This is a genomic window from Pseudomonas sp. M2(2023) (assembly GCF_030263955.1).
GTDB classification, from domain to species: Bacteria; Pseudomonadota; Gammaproteobacteria; order Pseudomonadales; family Pseudomonadaceae; genus Aquipseudomonas; species Aquipseudomonas asiatica.
In genome coordinates, this window is record NZ_CP127114.1 from 1739118 (window position 1) to 1764808 (window position 25691).

General features: G+C 63.5%; 20 protein-coding genes. 9 read left to right on the forward strand and 11 right to left on the reverse strand.

What is annotated here, in order from left to right:
* Nucleotides 1-191 precede the first annotated feature (191 nt).
* The 6 genes from rraA to QN085_RS08090 all read left to right on the forward strand — a co-directional run bounded on the left by rraA (nucleotide 192) and on the right by QN085_RS08090 (nucleotide 4839).
* Nucleotides 192-683 (forward strand): ribonuclease E activity regulator RraA, encoded by a 492-nt coding sequence (gene rraA, locus QN085_RS08065; protein ID WP_013971668.1) that lies wholly within the window; start codon nucleotides 192-194, stop codon nucleotides 681-683.
* Between the two features lie 27 nt (nucleotides 684-710).
* The gene (cmaX, locus tag QN085_RS08070; protein WP_013971669.1) at nucleotides 711-1706 is read left to right on the forward strand and encodes a divalent cation transporter CmaX; all 996 of its coding nucleotides are present in this window, start codon (nucleotides 711-713) and stop codon (nucleotides 1704-1706) included.
* Nucleotides 1707-1911: 205 nt separating this feature from the next.
* Nucleotides 1912-2184 (forward strand): hypothetical protein, encoded by a 273-nt coding sequence (locus QN085_RS08075; RefSeq protein WP_004376140.1) that lies wholly within the window; start codon nucleotides 1912-1914, stop codon nucleotides 2182-2184.
* 2 nt (nucleotides 2185-2186) lie between these two features.
* Nucleotides 2187-3011, forward strand: a complete 825-nt coding sequence (locus QN085_RS08080; RefSeq protein ID WP_004376138.1) for a mechanosensitive ion channel family protein — start codon at nucleotides 2187-2189, stop codon at nucleotides 3009-3011.
* Between the two features lie 112 nt (nucleotides 3012-3123).
* The gene (gene sigX, locus QN085_RS08085; RefSeq protein ID WP_003248665.1) at nucleotides 3124-3690 is read left to right on the forward strand and encodes an RNA polymerase sigma factor SigX; all 567 of its coding nucleotides are present in this window, start codon (nucleotides 3124-3126) and stop codon (nucleotides 3688-3690) included.
* A gap of 111 nt (nucleotides 3691-3801) precedes the next feature.
* A complete protein-coding gene (locus QN085_RS08090) occupies nucleotides 3802-4839 on the forward strand; it encodes an OmpA family protein (RefSeq protein ID WP_004376136.1) in 1038 nt (345 codons plus the stop codon).
* A gap of 182 nt (nucleotides 4840-5021) precedes the next feature.
* On the opposite strand, the gene cobA is transcribed toward QN085_RS08090, so the two are convergent.
* The 5 genes from cobA to QN085_RS08115 form a co-directional block, all read right to left on the reverse strand.
* The gene (gene cobA, locus QN085_RS08095) at nucleotides 5022-5762 is read right to left on the reverse strand and encodes a uroporphyrinogen-III C-methyltransferase (RefSeq protein ID WP_023661728.1); all 741 of its coding nucleotides are present in this window, start codon (nucleotides 5760-5762) and stop codon (nucleotides 5022-5024) included.
* Between the two features lie 27 nt (nucleotides 5763-5789).
* Entirely contained in the window at nucleotides 5790-7460 is a 1671-nt protein-coding gene (locus QN085_RS08100; RefSeq protein WP_013971671.1) for a bifunctional protein-serine/threonine kinase/phosphatase, read from the reverse strand.
* Nucleotides 7461-7469: 9 nt separating this feature from the next.
* Nucleotides 7470-8681 (reverse strand): nitrate/nitrite transporter, encoded by a 1212-nt coding sequence (locus QN085_RS08105; protein WP_013971672.1) that lies wholly within the window; start codon nucleotides 8679-8681, stop codon nucleotides 7470-7472.
* Between the two features lie 325 nt (nucleotides 8682-9006).
* A complete protein-coding gene (locus QN085_RS08110; RefSeq protein ID WP_013971673.1) occupies nucleotides 9007-9582 on the reverse strand; it encodes an ANTAR domain-containing response regulator in 576 nt (191 codons plus the stop codon).
* A 12-nt stretch (nucleotides 9583-9594) separates the two neighbouring features.
* Nucleotides 9595-10809 (reverse strand): CmpA/NrtA family ABC transporter substrate-binding protein, encoded by a 1215-nt coding sequence (locus tag QN085_RS08115; RefSeq protein ID WP_039614903.1) that lies wholly within the window; start codon nucleotides 10807-10809, stop codon nucleotides 9595-9597.
* 144 nt (nucleotides 10810-10953) lie between these two features.
* Here QN085_RS08115 and QN085_RS08120 point away from each other — a divergent pair, with 144 nt between their 5' ends.
* On the forward strand, nucleotides 10954-11976 hold the full coding sequence (locus QN085_RS08120) for a quinone-dependent dihydroorotate dehydrogenase (RefSeq protein WP_013971675.1): 1023 nt from the start codon (nucleotides 10954-10956) through the stop codon (nucleotides 11974-11976).
* Between the two features lie 218 nt (nucleotides 11977-12194).
* Here QN085_RS08120 and rmf read toward each other — a convergent pair whose 3' ends face one another.
* Nucleotides 12195-12410 carry a ribosome modulation factor gene (gene rmf, locus QN085_RS08125; RefSeq protein WP_003248687.1) on the reverse strand — a complete coding sequence of 72 codons (216 nt, stop codon included), beginning with the start codon at nucleotides 12408-12410 and terminating at the stop codon, nucleotides 12195-12197.
* Between the two features lie 561 nt (nucleotides 12411-12971).
* On the opposite strand from rmf, the gene rlmKL reads away from it, so the two are divergent.
* Entirely contained in the window at nucleotides 12972-15164 is a 2193-nt protein-coding gene (rlmKL, locus tag QN085_RS08130; protein WP_285690338.1) for a bifunctional 23S rRNA (guanine(2069)-N(7))-methyltransferase RlmK/23S rRNA (guanine(2445)-N(2))-methyltransferase RlmL, read from the forward strand.
* A gap of 94 nt (nucleotides 15165-15258) precedes the next feature.
* Nucleotides 15259-17649, forward strand: a complete 2391-nt coding sequence (locus tag QN085_RS08135) for a sensor domain-containing diguanylate cyclase (protein WP_023661726.1) — start codon at nucleotides 15259-15261, stop codon at nucleotides 17647-17649.
* Between the two features lie 130 nt (nucleotides 17650-17779).
* Here QN085_RS08135 and dacB read toward each other — a convergent pair whose 3' ends face one another.
* The 5 genes from dacB to QN085_RS08160 form a co-directional block, all read right to left on the reverse strand.
* Entirely contained in the window at nucleotides 17780-19237 is a 1458-nt protein-coding gene (gene dacB / locus QN085_RS08140) for a D-alanyl-D-alanine carboxypeptidase/D-alanyl-D-alanine endopeptidase (protein WP_013971678.1), read from the reverse strand.
* A gap of 186 nt (nucleotides 19238-19423) precedes the next feature.
* Entirely contained in the window at nucleotides 19424-19768 is a 345-nt protein-coding gene (locus QN085_RS08145; protein WP_004376110.1) for a YggL family protein, read from the reverse strand.
* Between the two features lie 41 nt (nucleotides 19769-19809).
* A complete protein-coding gene (locus QN085_RS08150) occupies nucleotides 19810-23442 on the reverse strand; it encodes an ATP-binding protein (protein ID WP_023661725.1) in 3633 nt (1210 codons plus the stop codon).
* Between the two features lie 8 nt (nucleotides 23443-23450).
* The gene (locus tag QN085_RS08155) at nucleotides 23451-24068 is read right to left on the reverse strand and encodes a response regulator transcription factor (RefSeq protein WP_031324623.1); all 618 of its coding nucleotides are present in this window, start codon (nucleotides 24066-24068) and stop codon (nucleotides 23451-23453) included.
* 283 nt (nucleotides 24069-24351) lie between these two features.
* Entirely contained in the window at nucleotides 24352-25683 is a 1332-nt protein-coding gene (locus tag QN085_RS08160; RefSeq protein WP_013971681.1) for a deoxyguanosinetriphosphate triphosphohydrolase, read from the reverse strand.
* Nucleotides 25684-25691: the final 8 nt, after the last annotated feature.

Below are 25691 nucleotides of genomic sequence, written 5' to 3' on the forward strand. Positions count from 1 at the left end.
CGGGTAAACCCGCTCCCACAGGAATTGCACAGGGCTCGGGTGCAGTGAAAACCCTGTGGGAGCGGGTTTACTCGCGAAAGGGCCGGTACAGGCAAAACACAACTGACTGCTTGGTCCCGGATGACTGCAATGGGCTCTACGGTGTAGCCTTGGCCGATACCCGCTTTCGTTGTGACTGACAGGAGCTTCCCATGCAGCATTACGTTACGCCCGACCTGTGTGATGCCTACCCGGACCTGGTGCAGGTGCTGGAACCGATGTTCAGCAATTTCGGCGGCCGCGATTCGTTCGGCGGCCAGATCGTCACCATCAAGTGCTTCGAAGACAACTCGCTGGTCAAGGAGCAGGTCGAGCTCGATGGCAAGGGCAAGGTCCTAGTCGTCGATGGTGGTGGCTCGCTGCGCCGCGCACTGCTCGGCGACATGCTCGCCGAGAAGGCTGCCAGGAACGGTTGGGAAGGCCTGGTGATCTACGGCTGCGTGCGTGACGTCGACGTGCTGATCCAGACCGACGTCGGCGTGCAGGCCCTGGCCAGCCACCCGATGAAGACCGACAAGCGCGGCATCGGCGACCTCAACGTGCCAGTGACCTTCGCCGGGGTGACCTTCCGCCCGGGCGAGTATGTGTATGCCGACAACAATGGCGTGCTGGTCTCGCCAAGCCCGTTGAAAATGCCTGAGTAAGGCGCCGCCCGCGCTGATGGAGCTTTGATGTTCGAGGAAGACAACGCGCAGTGGGGGCTGGTGCACGCCCTGGTGCTCGATGGCAAAGGTGGCGCGCGCTCGATTGCCCGTACCGAGCTGGACGACCTGCAGCTGCAACCCGAGCAAAGCCTGTGGCTGCACTGGGATCGCAGCCATCCGCAAACCCGCACCTGGCTGCTGCACGACAGCGGCCTGAGCGCGTTCGCCTGCGAGCTGCTGCTGGAAGAAAACACCCGGCCGCGCCTGCTGCCCATGGCCGATGAACAGTTGTTGCTGTTCCTGCGTGGGGTCAACCTCAACCCGGGTGCAGAGCCGGAAGACATGGTCTCGGTGCGTATCTTTGCCGAGGCGCAGCGGGTCATCTCGCTGCGCCTGCGGCCGTTGCGCGCCAGTGACGAGATTCTCCAGCAGCTCGAAGAGGGCAGGGGCCCGAAATCGGCTTCCGAGCTGTTGCTGCTGATGGGCGAACTGCTCACCGAAAAGGTTCAGGGTCTGGTCAGCGACCTGTCCGAACTGGCCGACATTGAGGAAGAAAAGGTTGAATCCGACGAACGGTATACCCCGGAGAACGGCAGCCTGCAGCAGATCCGCCGGCGTGCCGCCGGTCTGCGGCGTTTTCTTGCCCCGCAGCGGGAAATCTACGCCCAGTTGTCGCGCAGCAAATGGAGCTGGTTCGCCGATGCCGACGCCGATTACTGGAACGAGCTGAACAACAGCCTCATCCGCTACCTCGAAGAGCTGGAACTGACCCGCGAACGTGCCGCGCTGGTGCTGGAAAGCCAGGATCGCCGGCGTAGCGAGCGCATGAACCGCACCATGTACCGCTTCGGCATCATCACCTGCATCTTCCTGCCCATGAGCTTCATCACCGGGCTGCTGGGCATCAATGTCGGCGGCATCCCCGGGGCGGAAAACCCCTATGGTTTCCTGTTCGCCTGCATCGTCGTGCTGGGGCTTGCGGTGGGGCAGTGGTGGCTGTTTCGGCGGTTGCGGTGGGTATAGATGTCGATTGACCTGCTCTGGCCTCTTCGCGGGCACGCCCGCTCCCACAGGGACACCACAGCCTTCAGGTTCTGTGAGATCCCTGTGGGAGCGGGCGTGCCCGCGAAGAAGCCGACGCGCATTCATTTTGAAACACTCGTCCCAATGCGATGTGTGACCCATCGACCGGCCATCTCGTCTCTGACTGACACTGCGCGAGGTGCCCATGCACGATCCGTTTGAAGAATCCCTGCGCGACCTGCTCAAGGCGTCCCCCTCCGGCAATGACCGGGACGACCGGGACGACGCCGCTTGCCTGGGTCGCGTGCTGAAAACCGCCAACCGCCAGGTTGGCGCGGGCGATCTGTTCAGCCTGCTTGGCCGCTGGAGCCAGGCGCTGCTGATCGCCGTGAACAATGGCGCGGCGCATGTTGCGCCGGTGCGTCGACACTCTTCCCGCAACGCTGCCAACGGCAGCAAAGCAGATAAGGCCGATTGAATATGGAACTCGATCTCTGGACCCAGAGCCTGGTCACCGCCATGACTGCCCTTTGGACCAAGGTAGCGAACTTCATCCCCAACCTGTTCGGCGCGCTGGTCGTGGTGCTGCTCGGTTTCGTGGTGGCCAAGCTGCTCGACACGCTGCTGTCCAAACTGCTGGCCAAGTTCGGCCTGGACCGCCTGATGGCCGGCACCGGCCTGACCAAGATGCTCGGCCGGGTCGGCATCCAGGTACCCATCTCCACCCTGATCGGCAAGATCGTCTACTGGTTCGTGCTGCTCATCTTCCTGGTCTCGGCCGCAGAGTCGCTGGGCCTGGAGCGGGTTTCGGCAACCCTCGACATGCTTGCCCTTTACCTGCCGAAGGTGTTCGGCGCAGCCCTGGTGCTGCTGGCCGGCGTGCTGCTGGCCCAGGTGGCCAACGGCCTGGTACGCGGCGCTGCCGAAGGCATCGGCCTGGAATACTCGGCAGGCCTGGGCCGTATCACCCAAGGCCTGGTGATCATCATCAGCATCTCGGTGGCCATCAGCCAGCTGGAGGTGAAAACCGACCTGCTGAACCATGTGATCGTGATCGGGCTGATTACCGTTGGTCTGGCCGTTGCGTTGGCAATGGGCCTCGGTAGCCGCGAAATCGCCGGGCAAATCCTCGCCGGCATCTACGTGCGCGAACTTTATCAGGTGGGCCAGCAGGTGCGAATTGGAGAGGTCGAAGGGCACATCGAGGAAATCGGTACGGTCAAGACGACGCTGCTGACCGATGATGGCGAACTGGTGTCGCTGTCCAATCGCGAGTTGCTTGAACAGCGAGTCAATAGCCGCTAACCGCACAAAGCTGTTAATGTATGCCGCCGCGAAAATCGACCCACGGGGTCGCGCGGCGACATTGACCTGACTGTCGGCCAGATCCGTTTTGAATAAAGTTCATTCGCCGCCCATGCGTTATGACCCCCGCGAGCTCACCGACGAAGAGTTGGTGGCGCGTTCGCATGAAGAGCTGTACCACGTTACCCGCGCCTATGAGGAGCTCATGCGGCGCTACCAACGGACCCTGTTCAACGTCTGTGCACGTTATCTGGGGAACGACCGTGACGCGGACGATGTCTGTCAGGAAGTCATGTTGAAAGTGCTGTACGGGCTGAAGAACTTCGAGGGTAAGTCCAAGTTCAAGACCTGGCTCTACAGCATCACCTACAACGAATGCATTACCCAGTACCGCAAGGAGCGCCGTAAACGTCGGCTGATGGATGCCTTGAGTCTGGACCCTGTCGAAGAGGCGTCCGAAGACAAGGCTCCGAAGCCGGAAGAAAAAGGCGGGCTGGACAAGTGGCTGGTGCATGTGAACCCGATTGACCGGGAAATCCTGGTGCTGCGTTTTGTCGCAGAGCTGGAATTTCAGGAAATTGCCGACATCATGCACATGGGCCTGAGCGCGACAAAAATGCGCTACAAGCGCGCGCTAGACAAGCTTCGGGAGAAATTTGCCGGCCTCGATGAAACTTAGTGGCGTGCAAATATCTCTAACGAACCGGCGAGTTCTGCTAGACTTGCCGTCGAGTTGTCCCCCTTGTTTGTGGTGGGACTGCTTAACTATCACCAGATGGGGATTTAACGGATGAAATTGAAAAACACCTTGGGCTTGGCCATTGGCTCGCTCGTCGCTGCTACTTCGTTCGGCGTTCTGGCTCAAGGCCAAGGCGCTGTGGAAATCGAAGGCAACGTTACCAAGCAGTACTACGACAGCGAACGTAACTTCAAGAACGACGGCACCAATCCTGGTGTTCGCCTGGGCTACTTCCTGACCGACGACGTTTCCCTGGACCTCGGCTACAACGAGACCCACAACGCTCGTGGTGAAGTCTTCAACAAAGACATCAAAGGTTCCAAGGCCAAGCTCGACGCTACCTACCACTTCGGTACCGTTGGCGACGCTCTGCGTCCGTACGTTTCCGCCGGTTTCGCTCACGAGAGCCTGGGCCAGGCCACTCGTAGCGGCCGCGACCACTCCACCTTCGCCAACGTTGGCGCTGGCGCCAAGTGGTACATCACCGACATGTTCTTCGCCCGTGCTGGCGTAGAAGCCATGTACAACATCGACAACGGCAACACCGAATGGGGCCCGACCGTTGGTGTTGGTCTGAACTTCGGCGGTAGCCCGAAGCAAGCTGAAGTCGCTCCGGCCCCAGTTGCCGAAGTGTGCTCCGACTCCGATAACGACGGCGTTTGCGACAACGTCGACAAGTGCCCTGACACCCCGGCCAACGTTACCGTTGACGCTGATGGCTGCCCGGCTGTTGCCGAAGTCGTTCGCGTTGAGCTGGACGTCAAGTTCGACTTCGACAAGTCGGTCGTCAAGCCAAACAGCTACGGCGACATCAAGAACCTGGCTGACTTCATGAAGCAGTACCCACAGACCACCACCACCGTGGAAGGTCACACTGACTCCGTCGGCCCAGACGCTTACAACCAGAAGCTGTCCGAGCGTCGTGCCAACGCTGTCAAGCAGGTCCTGACCCAGCAGTACGGCGTAGAATCCAGCCGTGTTGATTCGGTTGGCTACGGCGAAACCCGTCCGGTTGCCGACAACGCCACCGAAGAAGGCCGCGCTGTCAACCGTCGCGTTGAAGCTCAGGTAGAAGCCCAGGCCAAGTAATTGGTTTGAAGCTTCATGAAAAACCCGGCCTCGGCCGGGTTTTTCTTTGCCTGGGATTTGTGTGGTGTGTGCCGGCCCTTTCGCGGGTAAACCCACTCCCACAGGTTCGCCGCACCCTTCAGGTCATGCACAATCCCTGTGGGAGCGGGTTTACCCGCGAAAGGGCCGGCGCAGGCAGCGCATCATCCAGCAATTGCCACCAATTCCTGAACCACCTGTTCCCCAACCACCTCCCCAATCACCAAAATCGCCGGGCTACGCAAGCCAAACCCCCGCGCATCCTCGACCATCCCCCGCACATCGCTCCTGCACTCCCGCTGCTGCGGCAACGAGGCATTCTCGATCATCGCCACCGGCATCGCCGGTGCCATGCCCCCGTCCAGCAACCCTTGGCGCACCTGCTCCAGCCTGGCCACGCCCATGTACACCACCAGCGTCGTCCCGCCCTGGGCCAAGGCCGCCCAGTTCAGTTCGCTGTCGTCCTGGGTATGTGCCGTGACCAGCGTCACGCCCCGGCTCACACCCCGTGAGGTCAGGGAAATTCCGCATTGCGTGGCGCCAGCCAGGCCGGCGGTGATGCCGTTGACCACTTCCACCTCGATACCATGCCCCTGCAACCACAGCGCCTCTTCACCGCCGCGGCCGAAGATGCACGGGTCGCCGCCCTTGAGCCGCACCACGCAGCGCCCTTGCCGCGCATGGCGCAGCATCAGGCGCTGGATGAACGCCTGCGGCGTGGAGCGGCAGCCGCCGCGCTTGCCCACGGCAATCACACGGGCCTGTGGGCAGTGCTCCAGCACCGCCGGGTTGACCAGGTCGTCGATCATCACCACAGCGGCTTGCTGCAAGGCGCGTACAGCCTTGAGAGTGAGCAGCTCCGGATCACCAGGACCAGCACCAACCAGCCAGACTTTCGCATTCATCAGGGTTTCCTCATCGGCAAGGTGCGTTCAGCCCTTGAGCAGGGTGAGCAGCAAAATCAGGTTGAACAGCAAGGACAGCAGGGCCAGGGTGCGCCAGACCTTCAACGGTTCGCGCTCCAGCAACGGCCGTGGCCGGGTGGGCAGTTCCTGGCGGTCGCCACGTTCGAGTAGCAGTAGCCAGTGTTCGGCGGTTTCGAAGCGCTGCGCTGGGTCGGCTGCCAGTGCCTGCTGCAGGTTGTGCTGCAGCCATTCCGGCAGGTCAGGGCGGTAGCGCGCGGCGTTGACCGGCTGGCCGAAGCGTGGGCGCTGGAAGGCCTCCACCTCGCCGTAGGGGTAATGCCCGGTCAGCAGGTGATACAACGTCACACCCACGGCATACAGGTCCTGGCGTGGGCTGGGCGGTTGGCCGTCGAACGCTTCCGGGGCAATGTATGACGGTGTGCCCGGCAACTCGTGCAGCGGGTCTTCGGACAAGCCCGGGCAGTAGGCCAGGCCGAAGTCCAGCAGGCGCAGCTGCCCATCGCTGCCCAGGTGCAGGTTCTCTGGCTTGATGTCGCGGTGCAGCAGGTTGCGCCGGTGCAATACGCCGACCGCCTGCAGCAGTTGCCGAGCCAGCTCCAGCCACTGCGGTATGGGCAGCGGGCCATGCTCGGCCAGCAGCGCCGCCAGGCTCTGGCCGGGGTATTCGCGCATCACGTAGTACAGGTGCTGGCGCTGGCTAGCGGTGTGCAGCTCGGGAAAGTGCCGGCCAGCGACCCGGCGCAGGAACCATTCCTCCAGCAACAGCCCTTGCGCCGCGCCGGGCTCCTGCTCGCGCGCGGGTGGCAGTGTCTTCAGCAGCCAGGCTCGGCCCTGACTATCGCGCACCCGGTACAGCAGCGACTGGCGGCTTTGCGAAAGCAGCTTTTCGGCTTGCCAGCCATCGATTACCTGGCCTTCACGCAACGGGCCGGGCACCGGCCATTGCTGCAGTTGCGCCAGGGTGTCGCCCAGGTTGGCAGTGCCCAATTGCTCGACCTGCACCAGCAAGGCACTGGCGTTGTCCTGGCTGCCGTTCAGGTGCGCGCTGGCGACCAGGGTATCGACGGCCAGTTGCAGGTCGGGTTGCTCGCGTAGCACCGCCTGGATGTGCTGGTCGCCCAGGCTGGCCCATACGCCATCGCTCAACAACAGGAAACTCTCGCCCGGCTGCAGCTCACCTTCCAGATAATCCACCAGCAGGTGCTGGTCCAGGCCCAGCGCGCGCTTCAGCACATGCTGCATGCCGGGCTGGTCCCATACATGGTCTTCGCTCAGGCATTGCAGGCGCCCAGCGTGCCAGCGGTACACGCGACAGTCACCCACGTGGGCCAGGGTAAAGCGTCGGCCGCGCAGCACCAGCGCGCTGAGGGTGGTCAGCAGTGGCTGGCCACTGCCTTGGGCGCGCAGCCAGCGGTTTTGCGCCAGCAGCAGGCGGTCCAGTGCCTGGGCCACGCTCCAGGTCGCGGGGGTGGCGTAATAGTCCAGGGCCAGCGCCTGCAGGCTGGCACGGGCTGCCAGGCCGCCATCGGCACATTGGCTGACGCCGTCGGCGAGGGCGAACAGGTAGCCTTTGCTGGCGGCCAGCTCCGGCGCCGGGGTAACCAGGCGCAGGGCGTCCTGGTTTTCCTCGCGTGGCCCGGTGGCGCTGGCCTGGGCAAAGTTCAGTTGCAGGCTCATGGCTGTGCCTCAGACCCGTGCCGCGGTAACCGCAGCCGAGCCCCAGGTGGTGCGCCAGCGCTGTTTCACGCCGTGCAGGCCGAACCAGGCCAGCAAGCCCAGGCTGGCGAACAGCCACAGCCCCAGCTGGTAGTCACCGGTGTGCTGCTTGATGGTGCCAAGCCCGGCGGCCAGCAGGAAGCCCCCGATGCCGCCGGCCATGCCGATCAGCCCGGTCATCACGCCGATCTCCTGGCGGAAGCGTTGCGGTACCAGTTGGAACACCGCGCCATTGCCGGCTCCCAGGCCGAGCATGGCGCTGACGAACAGGGCCAGTGCGGCGGCGGCGCTTGGCAGGTTGAAGCCGACTGCGGCGATGCAGATGGCCGCCACGCTATACATGCCCAGCAGGGTGCGGATGCCGCCGAAGCGGTCAGCCAAGGCGCCGCCAAGTGGGCGCATCAGGCTGCCGGCGAACACGCAGGCAGCGGTGTAGTAGCCAGCGGTGACCGGGCTCAGGCCATACTGGTCACTGAAATAGCCGGGCAGGGCGCTGGCCAGGCCGATGAAGCCGCCGAAGGTGACGCTGTAGAAGAACATGAACCACCAGCTGTCACGGTCGCCCAGGGCCTTGAGGTAATCGGCCATGGCTTTTGGCTTGGGCCGCTGCGGAGCATTGCGTGCCAGCAGGGCGAACACCAACAGGGCCAGCGACAGCGGGATCAGTGCGAAGCCGAACACGTTGTTCCAGCCAAAGCCCGCAGCCAGCGCGGGGGCCAGCAGGGCGGCGAACACTGTGCCGGAGTTGCCGGCACCTGCAATGCCCATGGCTTTGCCTTGGTGCTGTGGCGGGTACCATTGCGAGGCCAGCGGCAGTGACACGGCGAACGAAGCGCCGGCAAAGCCGAGGAACACGCCCAGCAGCAGCGCTTGTTCATAGCTGTGCACGCCCAGGTGCCAGGCAGCGGCGAGGGCGACGATGACCACCACTTGGCCGATCAGCCCCGCGGTCTTGGGTGACAGGCGGTCAACCAGCACGCCCATGGCGAAGCGCAGGATCGCCCCGGCCAGGATCGGCGTGGCCACCATCAGGCCCCGTTGTTGTGCACTCAGCTGCAGATCGGCGGCAATCTGCACCGCCAATGGGCCAAGCAGGTACCAGACCATGAAGCTGAGGTCGAAGTACAGGAACGCGGCGAACAGCGTGGGCACATGCCCGGATTTCCAGAAGCTGGTACTCATCGAACACCTCACTCGGCAATGCAACGGAACGAAAAAGACGCCGCTACCCGCTCCACGTGCGTGGAGGGGAGAGCGACGTCTTTGTCGGGGATTAAGTGGGGCAACCGCCATTGGCTACCGGTGATATTTGTTCAGCAAGAGATGGGCCAACTCGGACCGTGGGTTGACTCGGGTTATGTGGGAGCGGCCTTGTGTCGCGAAAGGGCTGCGCAGCAGCCTCGGCAATATCTGCGGCGAAGCTGAAAAATTCGGGGGGGGCGCTACGCGCCCCTTTCGCGACACAAGGCCGCGCCCACATGGATCGCGTGAGGTTTTGAACGAGGCGTCAGCCCAGCATCTCGTGCATGGCAATGATCTGCTCGGCCACCTGGATCAGCTTCTGCTGCCGGCTCATGGCCTGTCGGCGCATCAGGGTGTAGGCCTGTTCTTCGTTGCAGTCCTTCATCTTCATCAGCAAACCCTTGGCCTGCTCGATGCGCTTGCGTTCAGCCAGTTGCTGGTCGCGCGCAAGCAGCTGTGCCTTCAGCGCCTGGTCGCTTTCGAAGCGGGCCATGGCCACGTCCAGGATCGGTTGCAGCCGCGCGGCATGAATGCCTTCGACGATGTAGGCGCTCACCCCTGCCTGGATCGCCTGGCGCATCACCCCGGGATCATGCTCGTCGGTGAACAGCACGATTGGCCGTGGCTGGTCACGGCTGACCAGGACCACCTGTTCCATCACATCGCGGTCCGGTGAGTCGGTATCGATAAGCACCACGTCCGGGCGCACCGTTTCGACGCAGGCGGGCAGGTCGATGGTCAGGCCTGGGGCTTCGATGACCTCGAAGCCGGCCTCGCTCAAGGCCGCCTTGAGGCGGCCGAGTTTGCTCTGGGTGTCGTCGATCAGCAGGATGCGCAACATGAATGGTCCCCCTCACGCGCCGACACGGGCATCGGGCAGGTCGCCCAGGGCATGCAGGCTGAAGCTGCGGGCATAGCCGTAGGGGTCGCTGCCGTCCCAGCGGCTGCCATCGATCAGCAGGCTGCTGCGCATCGGCTGCTCGGGGCAGGCCACGCCTAGGCTTTGGGCCGCCTCGCCATACAGTGCCAGCTGCTGGACCTGGCGGGCCACGCCGAGGTAGTCGGGGTCATCGCGCAGCAAGCCCCAGCGGCGGAACTGGGTCATGAACCACATGCCGTCGGACAGGTACGGCAGGTTGGCCCGGCCGTGATCGTGCAGGCGCAGGGCGTGCGGGTCTTGCCAGTGGTTGCCCAGGCCATCGTGGTAGCTGCCGAGCAGTCGCGGCTCGATACTTGCCAGCGGAGTGTCCAGGTAGGCGCTGCTGCTGAGCAGTTGCGCGGTGCTGCGGCGGTTTTCCGGGCTTTGCTCGATGAAGCGGCTGGCGGCGAGTACCGCCTTGATCAGCGCGCGGGCGCTGTTGGGGTATTGCTCGGCAAAGGCGCGGGCGCAGGCCAGGACCTTTTCCGGGTGGTCCGGCCAGATCGACTGGCTGGTGGCCAGGGTGAAGCCCTGGCCCGTGGCCACTGCATCGGCAGCCCAGGGTTCGCCCACGCAGAAACCGTCAATGCGCCCGGCCTGGATATGCGCAGCCATTTGCGCCGGTGGTACCACCACGCTGTCGACGTCGCGCAATGGGTGGATGCCCTGGCTGGCCAGCCAGTAATACAGCCACATGGCGTGGGTACCGGTGGGGAAGGTTTGGGCGAAGGTGAGGCGTGCGCCATGCTGGTGCACCAGGCGCGCCAGTGCTTCAGGGTTGGTCACGCCTTTGCGCTGCAGGGCCGGGGACAGGTTTATGGCCTGGGCGTTCTGGTTCAGCCCCATGAGCACGGCCATGGCGCTGGCCGGTACACCGCCGATGCCCAGGTGCACGGCGTACACCAGGCCATACAGGCAGTGCGCCGCATCCAGTTCGCCGCTGACCAGCTTGTCGCGCAGCCCGGCCCAGGAGCCTTGGCGCTTGAGGTTGAGGGTAAGGCCGTGCTGCTGGGCGAAGCCCTGGGTGGCGGCGACTACCACCGAGGCGCAGTCGGTCAGGGCCATGTAGCCGATGTTCAGGCTGGGCTTTTCCGGCGCGTCGCTGCCGTTGACCCAGGCCAGGGGCGTTGCTCGGGGTGCAGTGTTCACAAGGTTCCTCGCCCGTACTGATAAGGCTGTGGGCTTTTCCGGTGCAACCGATGTGCCATCTGACAGCAGCCCCACGATTTGCTGTCATGCCGGCCTCACGCTGGCTATAATCGCCCCCTCATTCACCCCGAGCCTTGCCTGCCCATGTATACCCTGGCCCGCCAGCTGCTGTTCAAGCTTTCCCCGGAAACCTCCCACGACCTGTCCCTGGACCTGATCGGTGCCGGTGGCCGTCTCGGCCTCAACGGCATGCTGTGCAAGCAGCCGGCGGCTTTGCCGGTTACGGTCATGGGCTTGAACTTCGCCAACCCGGTGGGCCTGGCGGCCGGCCTGGACAAGAACGGCGCGGCCATCGACGGTTTCGCCCAGCTGGGCTTCGGCTTCGTCGAAATCGGCACCGTCACCCCGCGCCCGCAGCCGGGCAACCCCAAGCCACGGCTGTTCCGCCTGCCAGAGGCAACGGCCATCATCAACCGCATGGGCTTCAACAACCTGGGCGTTGATCACCTGCTCGGCCGGGTACGGGCTGCGCGTTACAACGGTGTGCTGGGCATCAACATCGGCAAGAATTTCGACACCCCGGTGGAGCGTGCCGTCGATGACTACCTGATCTGCCTGGACAAGGTGTACACCGAGGCCAGTTACATCACGGTCAACGTCAGTTCGCCCAACACCCCGGGCCTGCGCAGCCTGCAGTTCGGCGATTCGCTCAAGCAGCTGCTCGATGCCCTGGCCGTGCGCCGCGAGCAACTGGCCGGCACGCATGGCAAGCGCGTACCTCTGGCAATCAAGATTGCCCCGGACATGAGCGACGAAGAAACCGCCCTGGTGGCCGCCGCGCTGATGGAGTCGGGCATGGATGCGGTGATCGCCACCAACACCACGCTGGGGCGTGAAGGTGTCGAAGGGTTACCGTACGGTGGCGAGGCGGGCGGCCTGTCGGGCGCGCCGGTGCTGGAAAAGAGCACCCATATCGTCAAGGTGCTGGCGGGCGAGCTGGGCGGCAAGCTGCCGATCATTGCCGCTGGCGGTATTACCGAAGGCCGCCATGCCGCCGAGAAGATCGCTGCCGGGGCGAGCCTGGTGCAGATCTACTCCGGCTTCATCTATAAAGGGCCGGCGCTGATTCGCGAGGCGGTGGACGCTATCGCTGCAATGTCCAGGTAACCTGACAGGCCAATTCGCGGGTAAACCCGCTCCTACAGGAATTGCACAGCGCTTGAAGGCAGCAGGGCATCTGTGGGAGCGGGTTTACCCGCGAAAGGGCCGGTGCATTTGATAACATTTGCCAAGTAGCATAAAAAAGGGCCCCATCAAGGGGCCCCTGGGCCTTCGCCCGCCGCCCGGATAGGGCGTGCATGGTGAATCGAATTCAGTGTCCTCGTTCAGCCAACGGCGTGATTTTCGTTGAGTCTATGGATGCCAGCGGTGCCAGTCATTCCGTCCCAGTTATCACCGCGACCTTCACGCCAGCCGTTGATCCAGGCTTGGCGAACAGAAGGAAGATTGAAGGGGCAAAGTTCGCGGGATTTGCCGGTGACCCCGTATTGGTAGCCACGTGAATATGCTCTTTCCAACGGATCACGCTTAAGTCTTCTCATAGGGTGTTGCCCTCACTTGTTGACTGTAATGTCCCGTCGGCCTCTCCGAGGCCGGGCAGAGTCTTTCTGCCGGTGTGCGCTCGCTGCCGGCGTGGCGAGCTGAAAGTGCCACCTCGTTGCGAAGCGGCCTGAGACCAGTTCTATCGAATGCGAGTCACGGTGTGAATGATCGATTTGTCATAAGCACGTAACCTTTCCAAGGGTGAGGGGATAAGTAAATAAATGCGACTCAACCTTGTTTAGCGTTGAGCCCGCTATGATCAGGGTTTGCCGATCATTGACGTCATTTCGCCAGCGTTGCTTGCGGATGACAGAAATAATTTGAAATGCGACGAAGGGTCACATTGGTCCTGGTATCGCCAGAATTTTTCATACTGCCTGATGATCTAAGCTGTCTTTGCCACTGGGCCAAGCACAGATCGGTCAGGCGGCCCGGCCTTTCATTGCACGTTCGCGTGTCGGGAAGGGCCACCCGCACGTCTGCTGGAAAGGTGTGCGGGCAAACATCGCGGGGCGATGCGTCGCCCCGTCAGTCAAATAGCCCAAGGCGCTGGATTACTCATGTCGGACCGTTTCGAACTTTACCTCACTTGCCCTAAAGGCCTGGAAGGCCTGCTTGCCGAAGAGGCGCGGGGCCTCGGCCTGGATGACGTGCGCGAGCACACCTCGGCCATTCGCGGCGCCGCCGACATGGAAACCGCCTACCGCCTGTGCCTGTGGTCACGTCTGGCCAACCGGGTGCTGCTGGTACTCAAGCGCTTCTCCATGAAGAACGCCGACGACCTCTACGACGGCGTGCACGCGGTCGACTGGGCCGATCACCTGGCAGCCGACGGTACCCTGGCGGTGGAGTTCAGCGGCCATGGCTCGGGCATCGACAACACCCACTTCGGTGCGCTGAAGGTCAAGGACGCGATCGTCGACAAGCTGCGCAACCGCGAAGGCCTGCGCCCGTCAGTGGAAAAGATCGACCCTGATGTGCGCGTGCACCTGCGTCTGGACCGTGGCGAAGCCATTCTCTCGCTCGACCTTTCCGGGCACAGCCTGCACCAGCGTGGCTACCGCCTGCAGCAAGGTGCCGCGCCGCTGAAGGAAAACCTGGCGGCGGCGGTGCTGATCCGCGCCGGCTGGCCGCGCATTGCCGCCGAAGGTGGTGCGCTGGCCGACCCGATGTGCGGTGTGGGTACCTTCCTGGTCGAAGCGGCGATGATCGCCGCCGATATCGCGCCCAACCTCAAGCGTGAGCGCTGGGGCTTCAGTGCCTGGCTCGGCCACGTACCGGCATTGTGGCGCAAGGTGCATGACGAGGCGCAGGCGCGGGCACAGGCCGGCCTGGCCAAGCCACCACTGTGGATCCGTGGCTACGAGGCCGACCCTCGGTTGATCCAGCCAGGCCGCAACAACGTCGAGCGTGCCGGCCTGGGCGACTGGGTGAAGATCTACCAGGGCGAAGTCAGCACCTTCGAGCCGCGCCCGGACCAGAGCCAGAAAGGCCTGGTCATCAGCAACCCGCCTTATGGCGAGCGCCTGGGTGACGAAGCCAGCCTGCTGTACCTCTACCAGAACCTCGGCGAGCGCCTGCGCCAGGCCTGCATGGGCTGGGAGGCGGCGGTATTCACTGGCGCGCCGCAGCTGGGCAAGCGCATGGGCATTCGCAGCCACAAGCAGTACGCGTTCTGGAACGGCGCCTTGCCGTGCAAGCTGCTGCTGTTCAAGGTGCAGCCCGACCAGTTCGTTACCGGCGAGCGCCGCGAAACGCAGCCTGAAGGCGCGGAAACCCGCCAGCAGGCAGCACCGGCCAGCGAGCCGGCGCGCCTGTCGGAAGGGGCGCAGATGTTCGCCAACCGCCTGCATAAAAACCTCAAGCAACTGGGCAAGTGGGCCCGCCGCGAGCAGGTCGATTGCTACCGCCTGTACGATGCCGACATGCCCGAATATGCCCTGGCGGTCGACCTGTACCAGGATTGGGTGCACGTGCAGGAATACGCCGCGCCACGTTCGGTCGACCCGGACAAGGCCCAGGCACGGCTGCTCGATGCGCTGGCAGCCATCCCGCAGGCCCTGGGCATTTCGCCGCAGCGTGTGGTGCTCAAGCGTCGCGAGCGGCAGAGCGGCACGCGCCAGTACGAGCGCCAGGCAACCGAAGGCCGCTTCCAGGAAGTGAACGAAGGCGGCGTAAAGCTGCTGGTCAACCTCACCGACTACCTCGACACGGGCCTGTTCCTGGACCATCGCCCGATGCGCACGCGCATCCAGCGCGAAGCAGCCGGCAAGCGCTTCCTCAACCTGTTCTGCTACACCGCCACGGCCACCGTGCACGCGGCCAAGGGCGGCGCGCGCAGCACCACCAGCGTCGACCTGTCGAAAACCTACCTGGACTGGGCGCGACGCAACCTGGCGCTCAATGGCTTCTCCGAGCGCAACCGCCTGGAGCAAGGCGATGTGATGGCCTGGCTGGAAGGCAACCGCGACAGCTATGACCTGATCTTCATCGACCCGCCGACCTTCTCCAACTCCAAGCGCATGGAAGGCGTGTTCGATGTGCAGCGTGACCACGTGCAACTGCTGGACCTGGCCATGGCCCGCCTGGCGCCGGGTGGCGTGCTGTATTTCTCCAACAACTTCCGCAAGTTCCAGTTGGACGAGCACCTTATGGCGCGTTATGCGGTGGAGGAGATCACGGCCCAGACCCTGGACCCGGACTTCGCGCGCAATAACCGTATCCATCGCGCCTGGCGTCTGCAGCTTCGTTGAGGCGACGAGGTACATTGCGCGGCTAATGGCCAATAGCTATAACTGAGGGCAGGGCAAGATAATCCGCAGGACGCTGACGTGACGAGATGGGTGTATGTCAAAGGGTGGCGTGCGTGCGCGGTTGCTTGGCCTGTGCACAGAGGCAATGTCCGCCTGGGCGGTGGCCGTGGTCGCCCTGGTCGTGGGTGGCCTGTTGACGGCCGTCCTGGCGTTAGCCACGCAAACCTTCTACAAGCAGCAACTGCGCCAGCGCTTCGAGCTGCTGGCCAGCGAGCGTTTCAGCCGGATCGCCGAGCGGTTTGACGAACAGCAGCAGCGCCTGGACGGGCTGCGGCGGTTTTTCAGCTTTTCCAACGAAATCACCCCACACGAGTTCGACGGCTACGCCCGGCCATTGCTGCAGCGGACCCTGGCCTACGCCTGGGCGCCGCGTGTCGAGGCCGCGCAACGCGCCGAGTTCGAGCGCCAGGCCAGTGTGCATTTCGGCCCGGGCTATGTGATCCGCGACCAGGATGAACAAGGCCAGTGGCACCCATCCCCCCAGCGCGACCATTACTTCCCGGTACTCTATACCCAGTCGGGTGAATTGCCCGGGCTGCCCCATGGTCTGGATCTCGCCGGCCAGGAAGTGCCCTTGGCGGCACTGGCGCGGGCGCTGGGGCCCGGCAGCATGGCGGTGTCCGAGCCACTGCCCATGTTCGATACCAGCTCGGATGCGCGTGGCCTGCTGATGGTGGCGCCAGTGTTTTCCGATGCCAACCCCCGCGGCGCGGCAATGGGCTATGTGATGGCCCTGCTGAGCATGCGTGAACTGGTCAGTGACGGGCGCCCGGTTACGGCAGACGATAACCTGGTGATGCGTATCGTCGACCCCACCGGGCTGCATGGCCCCGAGGTGATGTTCGACTCGCAGAACCCGGTCGCACCTCTGCCGCTGGCCATCAACCAGTTGTTGCACCTGGCTGACCACCACTTCCAGCTGAGTATCCGGCCGAGCCTGGCCTTCGTGCGCGCCAACCGCTCCTCCGCGGTGCTGGCGGTAAGCCTGCTGGGCGGCTTGTTGAGCCTGCTGCTCAGTGTGTTGCTCTACAGCCTGTTCAGCCAGCGCCAGCGCGCCTTGGCCCTGGTAGAGCAGCGTACCGCCGAGCTGCGGGTCAGCGAGCAGTCACTGCGTGGTACCCACAACCAGCTGCGCAGCGTGCTGGATGCCGCAACCCAGGTGGCGATCATCGCCACCAACCTCAAGGGCGTGGTCAGCACCTTCAACGCCGGTGCCGAGCGCATGCTCGGTTACCCGGCCTGCGAGGCGATCGGCAAGCTGCGCCTGGAGGACCTGGTGTTGCCCGAGGAGTTGAGCCTGCGTGCCCATGCCTTGAGCCTGCGTTTCGGCCGGCCGATTGCAGGTGGCCAGGCCATGTTTGCCGAAACAGTGCAGGAGCATGGAGCCGAGCCGGGGGAGTGGACCTTGTTGCGCGCCGATGGCAGCCAACTGGTGGCCAACATGCTGGTCACCGCCATGCTCGATGAGCAGGGGTTATGGATCGGTTACCTGGCGATCTGCATCGATGTCACTGAACGGCGTCGGGTGCATGAGGCGCTGGCGGCGCGTGACCGCCTTCTGGAAAAACTCAGTGCCGAGGTGCCGGGCGGCATCTACCAGTACCGCCTGGATGGCAACGGCCATTCCTGTTTTCCGTACGCCAGCAAGGGCCTGTACGACATCTACGAAGTCGATCTGCAGCAGTTGCGCGAGGACGCCACGGCGGTGTTCGAGCGCATCCACCCGGATGACCTCGAGCGCGTGCGCCGCTCGGTGCGTTACTCGGCCGAACACCTGTCGCCCTGGCGTGAAGAATATCGGGTCTGCCTGCCGCGTGCCGGGCTGCGTTGGGTGCGTGGCGAGGCGACACCGGAGGTGGGCGAGCAGGGCTGCACGTTGTGGCATGGCTACCTGACCGATATCTCCGACCTCAAGGGTGTGGAGGAAGAGTTGCGCGCGCTGTCGGTGACCGATTCACTGACCGGCATCCATAATCGCCGTTACTTCCAGGAGCGGCTCAAGCTCGAGCTGGAGCGGGCCCAGCGCGATGGCCAGGCACTGGCGGTCATCATGCTCGATATCGATCATTTCAAGCGCATCAACGACCATTTTGGCCATGCTGTCGGCGATCGCGTGCTGCGCAGCCTGTGCCTGCGTATCAGCCAGCGTTTGCGCCGTACCGATGTTTTCTGCCGCTTGGGCGGCGAGGAATTCATGGTGCTGTGCCCGGGGAGCGATGCCGAGCAGGCGCGGCTGCTGGCGCTGGAACTGTGGCATGGGGTGCGCAATGTGCCGGTGGAAGGCGTGGGCAGGGTGACTGCGAGTTTTGGTGTGGCGGGCTGGCGACCGGGGGAAGGGGCCGATGCCTTGCTGTTGCGGGCTGATGCAGGCGTGTATGCGGCCAAGCAGGCCGGGCGGGACCGGGTGGAGGGGGAGTTGGCCTGACAGCTTTCAGTTGCCAATGCCGGCCCGTTCGCGGCTAAAGCCGCTCCCACAGGGACATCACAGGTCTTGAACCCTGCACTGTACATGTAGGAGCGGCTTTAGCCGCGAAGAGGCCGGTACCGGCTAACGATCAGTTGGCCGCAGTACTGCCGGCCAGTTTCGGCTGGCGGTACAGGTCCAGCAGCACCTGGTCGAGCACCTGCGAGGCGCCCCACGGTTTCGGATCGTTGAGGATCGCCGCCACCGCCCAGGTATGGCCGTTGCTGTCGCGGCTGAAGCCTGCAATTGCCCGCACGGTATTCAGCGTGCCAGTCTTGATGTGCCCTTCGCCGGTCATGGCGGTACGCTTCAGGCGCTTGCGCATGGTGCCATCCATGCCCACCAGCGGCATCGAGCTCATGAACTCGGCAGCATAAGGGCTCTTCCAGGCAGCCTGCAGCATCGCGGCCATTTCCCGGGTGCTGACCCGTTCGGCACGCGACAGGCCGGAACCGTTTTCCATTACCAGGTGCGGCGCGGTAATGCCCTTCTTCGCCAGCCACTGGCGCACCACACGCTGGGCGGCGCGGGCGTCGTCACCGTCGGCATCGGTGCGGAACTGCGCGCCAAGGCTCAGGAACAGCTGCTGGGCCATGGTGTTGTTGCTGTACTTGTTGATGTCGCGGATCACTTCCACCAGGTCTGGCGAGAAGGCTCGGGCCAGCAGGCGAGCGCCCTTGGGCACGTTCTCGAAGCGGTCGCCACCCTGGATGCTGCCACCCAGCTCGTTCCAGATCGCGCGCACGGCACCGGCGGCGTAGGTCTGGTGGTCGAGCAGCGACAGATAGGTCTGGGAGTTGCAGCCGTCACCCAGCTGACCACTGACCGTTACGCTGATGCCATCGGCCTGCTGCACCGGGTTGTAGCGCACGTCACCCGAGCACTGTCTGGAGGCTACTGCCTTGACCTGGTTGTCGATACGGATGCTGGCAATCGGCGGTTCGACTGCGATGGTTACCTTGCCGCCATCGTTGCGGGCCACGAAACGCAGGGCCTTGAGGTTGACCAGCAGCGAGTCGGGCTTGACCAGGAACGGCTTGTTCTCATCGCCACCGTCGTCGTTGAACTGCGGCAGGTTGGGCTGCACGAAGTGGCTGCGGTCCAGCACCAGGTCGCCGGTGATGGTGCGCACGCCATTGGCGCGCAGGTCACGCATCAGCAACCACAGCTTTTCCATGTTCAGTTTCGGGTCGCCGCCACCCTTGAGGTACAGGTTGCCGTTGAGTACACCGTTGCTCAGGGTGCCGTCGGTGTAGAACTCGGTTTTCCACTGGAAGGTCGGGCCGAGCAGTTCGAGGGCGGCGTAGGTGGTGACCAGTTTCATGGTCGAGGCCGGGTTGACCGAGACATCGGCATTGAACACGGTCGGTGTGCCGGGGCCGTCCAGCGGCAGCATCACCAGCGACAGGGCAGAATCCTGCAGCTTGTTGGCCTTGAGGGCCTGCTGCACCTTGGCAGGCAGCGTGGTGTTGACGGCGGCGGCCTGGCTGGGCAGGGCGAGTGGCAACAGCAGGCCGGCAAGAACGAGGGGACGAAGCGTTTTGATCATGATCGATAAATACCCTACGGCGAGGGAAAAGGGCATTGGGGCTGTAAGGAATGATGGCCCCAGGGTGAAAGAATACGCATTATGCCCCAAGCGCAGCGACGATGCGCCACGTTCGACGGAAAAGCACCCCCAATAAAAAAGGCCACCCCTGAGGGTGGCCTTTCCAGCGATCGAGCCGGGCCGGTATTACTCGGCCTTGTTGATCGGCTTTTCCGGGTACCAGGCGTCCAGCAGCGGGCTGACCTCGATCTTGGTCAGTTCGCTACGGCCTTTGAGCCAGGCTTCAACGGCTGCACGCTGTTCTTCGCTGACCGAGCCGCGTTTGACCGAGCACACCAGGCCGAAATCGTCACCGCCTACATAGTCCAGGCCATTGGCGTCCATGGCTTCTGCCAGGAACGCGTCGAGGAAAGCATCGATTGCCTGGTCATCCAGATCTTCCTTGAATTCCAGGTTCAGCTCGAAGCCCAATTCCTGAAACTCGTCGACACACAGCTTCTTGCGCAGACGACGGGAGCGGTTTGTGGCCATGAAACAATCCTCTTAGGTAATAACGCCGCGCAGTCTACCAGTTAACACGCCTGGCTGCCTGCCTGTGTGCAGGTGCCTGTGGCCAGTTCCCTGGCCAGGGCACGTTCTACCCGGTACATATGCCGCGCCAGTGCCTGGCGCCGCAGGCGTAGCTGAGTGGTAGGCAAGCCGCTTGCCTCGAGGGCTTCGCAGGCTTTCATCAGCTCGGGGGCTTCCAGCATCCGCGCGGCACTGAGCACCTTGTGCGCCTGTTCGGCAATAGCATCGCTGTCATGCTGCGGATGCAATGCCATCAAGGTGGCCAGGTCGGCCTGCAGGCTCTGCTGCAACGCCTGCAGGAAACGCTGGCGATCGTTCGGGTCATGCCCGACCACCGTGGCCAGGCCGTCCAGGTGGTAGAGCTTGCGGCGCGGTTTCTGCTGGCGGCGTGGGCGGATACTGGCAAGACGCTGGCTGAGCGTGCCCAGGCTGATGGGCTTGAGCAGGCAGTCGTCCATGCCGGCGCTCAGGCACTTGCGGCGTACCTCCGGCTGTGCGTTGGCGGTGTAGCCGAGAATGGTGCAGCGCTGCCGCTTGCCATGGCGTTCCTCGGTACGCACGGCAGTGGCCAGCTGGTAACCGTTCATGTGCGGCATGTTGCAGTCGAGCACCAGCACATCGAAGTCGCCCGCCCGCCAGGTAGCCAGGCCTTCGCGACCGTCCTGGGCGCTGGTGTGCTCAAGCCCCAGGTAGCCAAGCTGCTGTGCCATCAGTTGCAGGTTGGCCGGGTGGTCGTCGATCACCAGCACGCTCAGCCGTGGGTCGGGCACGTCGAGGTGTTCGATCAGCGGGGTCGGTTGCGCTGCTGCGTCAACCCGCTGCAGCGGCATCTTCAGGCGCACCTGGGTGCCGACATCCTCCAGGCTCTTTATGGTCAGGCTGCCGCCCATCATCTCGCACAGGTTGCGACAGATGGCCAGGCCCAGCCCGGTACCTGCACGGGCGCTCTGGCTATGCGGGTTGGCCTGGATGAACGGGTTGAACAGGCGCTGCAGGTCGTCGGCGTGGATACCGATGCCACTGTCGCGCACTTCCAGCTCCAGCACTGCGGGGGTAGTGCTGCCGTCGTCCACCAGGCCGACGCATATGCGCACCTGGCCATGCTCGGTAAACTTGATGGCGTTGCTTACCAGGTTGGACAGGACTTGCTTGAAACGCAGGGGGTCGAGCAGGGCATGGCAGCGGGCGGCCGGTGCGATGATCACCTCCAGGGCCAGGCCTTTCTGCCGGGCCTGGCCCTCGAAAATGCGCCCCACCGACTCGACCAGGGCCGCCAGGTCGACGGCCTCCGGGGCGAGGGACAAATGCCCGGACTCGATGCGCACAATGTCGAGGATATCGCCGATCAGGCCCAGCAGGTCCTTGGCCGAATGGTGGGCCAGCTCCAGCGCACAGCGGTCTACACGGCCTTGGTCGGCGCGCTTGACTGCCAGCTCGAGCATGCCGATGACGGCATTCATCGGGGTGCGGATTTCGTGGCTGATGGTGGCCAGGAACGTGCTTTTGGCGCGGTTCGCATCATCGGCCTGCTGCTTGGCCTGGCGCAGCTCCATGACCAGATGGCGGCGCTCGCTGATGTCGATCCAGCCACCGATGATGCCCTGCACCTCACCCAGTGAGTCGCGGTACGGCAGAATCCAGTGGTAGATGGTCATCTCCCGGCCCTGGATCCGAAGTGGCCGGTCCATGATCAGCGGCGAGCCTTCGGCCATCACCTTCAGATAATCGGCGTGGATCTGTCGGGTCTGCTCGTAATCGGCGAACAGGCTCCCCTCCAGGTTTTTGCCGATGACCTCCTCGGAGCGGGCCTGCACGGCTTCCAGATAACTGTAGTTGCAGCTTTGCAGTCGGCCCTCGCGATCTCGCACGTACATGGGGTGGGGCGTACCGTTGAGGAGGGCGCGCATGAACGCCAACTGGTCGTTCAGCGCCCGTTCGGCGCGTTGCCGCTGGCGAATCTGCAAGCGCAGGCGGGCATTCCACAACAAGGCCAGCAGCAACAGCACGGCGGTGCCCAGTACCACCTGTATCGCCAGCCGGCGGTAGCCGTGGTCGTTGCCATCCTCGTGCAGGCTGAAGCCGCGCCAACGGTTGTTGATGACCCCGAGTTCTTCCGGCGAGATGCTCAGCAGCGCCTTGTCGAGGATCGACACCAGCGCTTGTGACGGGGCGCTGGTGGCCATGGCGAAGGTGGCGGGTTCGCTGCCGACGGTGGCCCGGATGACCAGTTCGGGATTGCCAGCCAGGGCGTGGTTGGCGTCGATCAAGGTGGTGATCACCGCATCGACGGCACCACTGTTGAGCAACGCCATGGAATAGAACGAGCTTTCGGTCTCGACCCAGCCGATTTGCGGATAGTGCCGCGACAGCATGGCGTCCATGGCACTGTAGCGGGTAATGGCGATGCGATGCCCCTGCAGCTGTTCCAGCGAGGTGAAGGGTTGTTTGTCCTTGCGGCTGACCAGCACATAGGCGCTTTCCAGGTAGGGTTGGCTGATTTGCAGGTCGTCTTCGTTCATCCCGCCGCTGGCCAGTGCAGCAATGACATCGGCGCGGCCATCCTTGAGGCGGGCAATCATGTCGGCAAGGCCGCTGGCGCGCTGCACTTCGAAGCGCAAGCCGGTGCGCAGGCGAAGGAGCTCGAGCAGGTCGGCGGTGATGCCGCGAAAATGCCCCGAGCCGTCGAAATAGGAAACCGGTGCAGCGGTGTCATCGATTGCAACGCGCATCACCGGGTGGTCTTTCAGCCATTGTTCTTCGGTGTCGGTCAGTTGCAGCTTGCGGTCGGTCAGCAGCAGGTCGCTACCAGCACTCCAGCGCTTGAAGATGCTGGCGCGTATGGCCGAGGTCTGTCTGTCCAGGGTGGCGTTCACCAGATCCATCAGGACCCTGTCCTCGCGGCGCAGGGCAAAACCGAAGCCGATGGCCTCGTGCTTGCCGAAACTGGCCATGCGCAGGCGCGGCAGGTGGCCGCGATTGAGCTGGTAGTGGGTGGAAATGGTATCACCGATGAACACGTCGGCCTGGCCGAACGCCACGGCACTCAGGGCCTGGCTGGACGAGCCGAAGGCCAGAAGCTCGGCCTTGGGGTAGGCGCTGTTCACCTCCTGCCGGGGCAGGTAATGGTAGAGCATGCCCAGGCGCATGCCGCCCAGGCCCGTGTCCAGCGCCCGGCTTTCGTCCTCGCGCGTTACCAGCACCGGTTGGTCGATGGCATAGGGGGCCGACAGGGCCAGGCCATCGCTGGCCGCTTCGTAGCCGTTGGAGCTGCCAAGGAGGTCGATATCGCCCTGCCGGAGCGCCTCGACCGCCGCTTGCCGGCTGGAAAAGCGCAGCACCCGCACGGGCAACTGCAGGGCCTTGCCGATCAGGCTTGCGTACTCGGCGGTAAGGCCCTGGTAGTCGCGGCCCCCACTGGTGATGTCGAACGGCGGGTAGTCTGGTGCCGAGGTACCCAGCACCAGTTCCTGACGGCCTTCGAGCCATTGCCGTTGTTCGTCCGTGAGCGCTGGTAATGCCGGCCTGGCCGATGAGCGTGCCAGCAAGGTATAGGATGAAGCCTCGTGATGGGTAGCCTGTGCCACGCCGCTGAACAGGAGCAGGGTGAGCAGTAGGCGAGCGATACTGTGCGCCATGACTACCCTCAGACCAGCGCGTTGCGTTTGGCCATTTCAATCAGATCGACCAGCGTATTGACCTGAAGTTTGTGCATGAGGCGCTTCTTGTAGGTACTGACGGTCTTGCTGCTGAGGAACATGCCTTTGGCAATTTCCTTGTTGCTGCGGCCTTGGGCGAATAGTTGCAGCACCATCAGTTCGCGGTCATTCACCTGACGGAAAAGTTGCAGGTCGGCATCTACCGCCTGGTTATGCTTGATTGCCTGGCTGGGGAAATAGTTGTAACCAGCCAGCACGGCCTTTACTGCACTGAGCAGTTCGCTCAGGTCCTCCTGCTTGCACACATAGCCTGCAGCACCCGAGTGCATGCAGCGTACGGCAAACAATGCGGGAGATTGCGCGGTCAGTACCAGTACCTTCACGGGCAAGGCCATGGCCTGGAACCGGGCAAGCACCTCCAGCCCGTCCAGTTTGGGGATGCTGATGTCGAGGATGACCAGGTCTGGCGCGGCTTCGCGAATCATCTGCATGGCGTCCACGCCATTGTCCGACTCGCCGACAACCTTGTAATTCTGGTTTTCCAGCAACATACGAACGGCCAGGCGGATGACGGGATGGTCGTCGACGATAAATATGGAATGCATGTTCAACTTCCCTGCGGGCGATTGAGGGTGACAGGCGGCACCTTATCGCAGTTGAAAGTCATCGGGCATGCGAGGAAGGGCTATTAGCCCTATATGGGAAATGGCTTACAAGATAAAACAATTCGGGCTACGAAATAAGCGCGTTTAATTCATTGTCAAAGCGTGATTGGTAACTTTTCATTTACTTTTATTCGTGCCGTTTAACTTGTCGCCAGTATATGTAGGAAGTTTCCCACAATGTGCGGTGCAGCTACGGGCGATGTCCGGGCTGCACCGGCAGGGCTCAGGTCGGGCTGGAGCGCCCGGTCATTTCCCGGGCCATTTCACTGGCATAGCTGTCGGTCATCCCCGCGATGAAGTCGATCATGCGCAGGAAGGCGCTGTGCAGCGAGCCGTGTGGGTCGGGGGCATTGTTGCCGATCAGGTCCAATACCCGGCGGCTCTTGAACGAGGGCGTGCGTCCACCGTGCTGCTCGAGGGCAGCCCCGCAGAAGGTGTTCAGCAAGATTTCCAGCGTGGTGTAGGCGCCGATCTCGTGCAGGGTCTTGCGCTTGTCCTGGAAAATCTTGTTGCGTGCCATGTCCTTGGCCTGCAGCACGCAGCGCTTGGCCGGGCCGTGCATGTGTTCGACCAGGTCGCCCGCCAGCTGCCCGGCCAGCAAGGCCTGCTGCTGCTCGACGAAGGCACGGGCGGCAGCGTTGGTCAGGTGCTCGATGGCCTTGCCGCGCAGGATCGCCAGCTTGCGCCGCCGGGAATCGCCAGGGCCGAGCTGACGGTAGGTTTCCGGCAGGTCATCGCCGACCAGATCGAGCAGCAGTGCTTCGACTTCGGCGTATTGCAGCAGCTCCATTTCCAGGCCGTCTTCCAGGTCGATCAGCGCGTAGCAGATGTCATCTGCAGCCTCCATCAGGTAGACCAGCGGGTGGCGCGCCCAGCGCTGGTGTTCCAGTTGCGGCAGGCCGAGCTTGCGGGCGATTTGCTCGAGCAGCGGCAGTTCGCTCTGGTAACTGCCGAACTTGTGCTTCTTGTAGCCCAGGGCGTCGGCGTGGCGTGCGCTCCACGGGTACTTCAGGTAAGTGCCGAGGGTGGCATAGGTCAGCCGAGTACCGCCGTCGAACTGGTGGTACTCCAGCTGGGTGAGTACGCGAAAGCCTTGGGCGTTACCTTCGAAGTTGAGGAAGTCGGCGCGCTCGTCGTCGCTCATGTCATCCAGCCAGCCACGCCCGGCGGCCTGCTGGAACCAGTGCCGGATGGCGTCTTCGCCAGAGTGGCCGAACGGTGGGTTGCCGATGTCATGGGCCAGGCAAGCCGACTGCACGATCATCCCCAGGTCGCTGGGGGCGCACCAGTCCGGCAGGCTGTCGCGCAGGGTTTCGCCGACGCGCATTCCCAGCGAGCGGCCGACGCAGCTGACTTCCAGCGAGTGGGTCAGGCGTGTATGGATATGGTCGTTGCTGGAAACCGGGTGCACCTGGGTCTTGCGCCCGAGGCGGCGGAAGGCACCGGAGAAGATGATTCGGTCGTGGTCCTTGTGGAAGGGGCTGCGCCCGAGTTCATCGGCGCTGTACAGGGCTTTGCCCAGGCGTTCGCGGGTGAGCAGGGTATGCCAGTCCAAGGCGCGGT

Excerpts from the sequence above, each read along its gene's own strand:
- QN085_RS08135 (WP_023661726.1), top strand. The coding sequence starts at position 15,259 with ATGTCAAAGGGTGGCGTGCGTGCGCGGTTGCTTGGCCTGTGCACAGAG.
- rmf (WP_003248687.1), bottom strand. The coding sequence starts at position 12,410 with ATGAGAAGACTTAAGCGTGATCCGTTGGAAAGAGCATATTCACGTGGC.
- rraA (WP_013971668.1), top strand. The coding sequence starts at position 192 with ATGCAGCATTACGTTACGCCCGACCTGTGTGATGCCTACCCGGACCTG.
- QN085_RS08090 (WP_004376136.1), top strand. The coding sequence starts at position 3,802 with ATGAAATTGAAAAACACCTTGGGCTTGGCCATTGGCTCGCTCGTCGCT.
- sigX (WP_003248665.1), top strand. The coding sequence starts at position 3,124 with ATGCGTTATGACCCCCGCGAGCTCACCGACGAAGAGTTGGTGGCGCGT.
- QN085_RS08100 (WP_013971671.1), bottom strand. The coding sequence starts at position 7,460 with ATGAGCCTGCAACTGAACTTTGCCCAGGCCAGCGCCACCGGGCCACGC.
- QN085_RS08075 (WP_004376140.1), top strand. The coding sequence starts at position 1,912 with ATGCACGATCCGTTTGAAGAATCCCTGCGCGACCTGCTCAAGGCGTCC.
- QN085_RS08110 (WP_013971673.1), bottom strand. The coding sequence starts at position 9,582 with ATGTTGCGCATCCTGCTGATCGACGACACCCAGAGCAAACTCGGCCGC.
- dacB (WP_013971678.1), bottom strand. The coding sequence starts at position 19,237 with ATGATCAAAACGCTTCGTCCCCTCGTTCTTGCCGGCCTGCTGTTGCCA.
- QN085_RS08155 (WP_031324623.1), bottom strand. The coding sequence starts at position 24,068 with ATGCATTCCATATTTATCGTCGACGACCATCCCGTCATCCGCCTGGCC.
- rlmKL (WP_285690338.1), top strand. The coding sequence starts at position 12,972 with ATGTCGGACCGTTTCGAACTTTACCTCACTTGCCCTAAAGGCCTGGAA.
- cobA (WP_023661728.1), bottom strand. The coding sequence starts at position 5,762 with ATGAATGCGAAAGTCTGGCTGGTTGGTGCTGGTCCTGGTGATCCGGAG.
- cmaX (WP_013971669.1), top strand. The coding sequence starts at position 711 with ATGTTCGAGGAAGACAACGCGCAGTGGGGGCTGGTGCACGCCCTGGTG.
- QN085_RS08080 (WP_004376138.1), top strand. The coding sequence starts at position 2,187 with ATGGAACTCGATCTCTGGACCCAGAGCCTGGTCACCGCCATGACTGCC.
- QN085_RS08145 (WP_004376110.1), bottom strand. The coding sequence starts at position 19,768 with ATGGCCACAAACCGCTCCCGTCGTCTGCGCAAGAAGCTGTGTGTCGAC.
- QN085_RS08150 (WP_023661725.1), bottom strand. The coding sequence starts at position 23,442 with ATGGCGCACAGTATCGCTCGCCTACTGCTCACCCTGCTCCTGTTCAGC.
- QN085_RS08120 (WP_013971675.1), top strand. The coding sequence starts at position 10,954 with ATGTATACCCTGGCCCGCCAGCTGCTGTTCAAGCTTTCCCCGGAAACC.
- QN085_RS08105 (WP_013971672.1), bottom strand. The coding sequence starts at position 8,681 with ATGAGTACCAGCTTCTGGAAATCCGGGCATGTGCCCACGCTGTTCGCC.